The sequence below is a fragment of the Chamaesiphon polymorphus CCALA 037 genome, assembly GCF_003003845.1.
Lineage (GTDB): Bacteria > Cyanobacteriota > Cyanobacteriia > Cyanobacteriales > Chamaesiphonaceae > Chamaesiphon > Chamaesiphon polymorphus.
In genome coordinates this window covers 1-2,223 of record NZ_PVWO01000719.1, presented here as the reverse complement: position 1 = coordinate 2,223, position 2,223 = coordinate 1, and the positions used below count along the sequence as shown (strand labels likewise).

The following is a 2,223-nucleotide window of genomic DNA, read 5'->3' as shown; positions in this document are numbered from 1 at the left end:
GAAAAATCCGTGCTCGATCCCGATAATCCCCCGCACAAACTGGGCTAATATCTGTCCGCTCTCAACGCGTCGCAAACCCAGCCTGCGGTATTCTCGCTCCTCGTGGAATTGGGATGGTGGGACATACATGAAAACATCCATCTGCGACGTTCTCAGACTCCCGTTCACTTCTCACACAAGATGCTAACTGTGGCGCATGAATTACTGACAAATCCTCCTGTCGATCTCGATGCAACCCGCCGCCGCGATCTCACTCACCTCAAGGTGTACACGATCGATGATGAGAGTACCCAAGAAATCGACGATGGCTTGAGTGTCGAAATATTGCCAGACGGACGTCAAAAACTGTGGATTCATATTGCCGATCCCACGCGATTATTATCGCCCAACGATGAATTCGATCTCGAAGCGCGGAAAAGATCCGTCACAATTTATCTCCCGACGGGGATGATTCCCATGTTTCCGCCCGAACTCGCTACGGGGCCTATGAGCCTGCGACAGGGGCAAAAATGCTGTGCCTTAAGTTTTGGGGTAATCTTAGATGAAAGCGGTGCAGTGGCCGAATATGAGATAACTACAAGCACGATCGAGCCGACTTATAGGCTCACTTATGAAGACGTCGAGGAAATGCTGCAACTGCGGATTCCTGGCGAAAACGAAATCGAATCGATCGCCAAAGCTGCTAAACTTCGCGATCGGTGGCGACTCTCCCAAGGCTCGATTAATATCAACATGCCTGAGTCTACCGTCAAAGTTAGCGGCGATAAAGTCTCGATCGATCTGATTGAAGATAATCGCGCGCGCCGCTTAGTCGCCGAAATGATGATTCTCGCTGGCGAAGTCGCCGCCAAATACGGACAAGACAATTCCCTCCCGTTGCCCTATCGCGGACAACCCCAACCAGAACTCCCACCAGAGGAAGAACTGATTCTCATCCCAGTCGGCCCCGCACGCTCCTGTGCCGTGCGTCGCTGTATGCCTCGGAGCGAAATGGCAACTACGCCTTCTCGACACGCTAGCTTGGGTTTAAACACCTATTCTCAAGTGACATCGCCAATTCGCCGCTATACAGATTTACTCTCCCATTTTCAAATCAAAGCTCACCTGCGCGGCGACGAGTTACCGTTTACCGTCGAGCGATTGCAGGAAATCATGATGGGCTTGGGGACGAGTATTTACGAAGCCACAATGGTCGAACGCCAAACCAATCGCTATTGGACTTTAGAATACCTCAATCGATCGGGCGATCGCGAGTGGGATGCTTTATTCCTCCGTTGGCTGCGCGAGGACGAAAGTCTGGCTCTAATCTTAATCGAAGAATTGGGCATCGAGCTGGCGATGCGGTTCAATCGCTGGGTAGATTTGGGCGAACAAATCCAAGTCCAAGTCGCACTCGTCGATCCGCGCCAGGATATCATTCATCTGCGGGAGATTTCCGGTCAAACTGTCAGCTCGTTAGCTTAGATAGAGAGTAGAGAGTAGAAGATTTTAGTTGTTGGTAACTTAATTTCGATCGGCTATTTTACTCATCTAGAGATAATCATATTAAATAACACCCACGCACGGTTATCTCATCGCTCTAATTCCCTCCCTTCTAATGTTAACTCTCAACTCTCAACTCCCAACTCCCAACTCCCAACTCCCAACTCCCAACTCCCAACTCTGCAAATCTGTGGCAAAAAAGCAAAAATTCCCACATCTACTCGGCTCAAAATGGACTGCTACCCAAAAAATGTGGGGGTGGCGGCATTTTCAAGTAGTCAATCGTCGTAACGATGGTAAGTGGGTATTTGCCGAGATGGTTTCCTCCTGCGATCCCACTGTAAGATTTTGGTTGAATGCCCAAGCATTCAAAGATCGCAGTCAATGGCAACCTGGCTGGCAATCTTTGGAGGAAATGGCATTAGAACCAGATGAGTTAGTTTTTATCGAGTAAGTGCGATTGTGGGTTTGTGGTAAATTCGATCGATTATCAATTTTTTGAATGGCTTACAGATGGATTTAACAACCACTAAGGTTCTAGGTCGCAACTTGAATCTGGATTGTATGACCATTAATTGAGATAATTAAGATAAATCGCTTATCTCCGATCTGATATGGCAATTATCTCTTCCAAACAGCCAGCAGCCGATGCCGAACAGCCAGCCAAGCAGAGGAAGAACAATACTCCCAAACCAACTGCTACCCCTACCCAACTAGCCGCTGCCGACACCGAGATCTTAC

At 48.7% G+C, this 2,223-nt stretch carries 1 protein-coding gene and 1 pseudogene; both read left to right on the top strand.

Going from position 1 to position 2,223, the window contains the following annotated elements:
* Positions 1-51 precede the first annotated feature (51 nt).
* Positions 52-1,464 (top strand): annotated as a pseudogene (locus C7B77_RS28655) (ribonuclease catalytic domain-containing protein); the annotation flags it as partial.
* 208 nt (positions 1,465-1,672) lie between these two features.
* Positions 1,673-1,936, top strand: coding sequence for a TIGR02450 family Trp-rich protein (locus tag C7B77_RS28650; RefSeq protein WP_106313087.1), 264 nt, complete (start codon positions 1,673-1,675; stop codon positions 1,934-1,936).
* Positions 1,937-2,223: the final 287 nt, after the last annotated feature.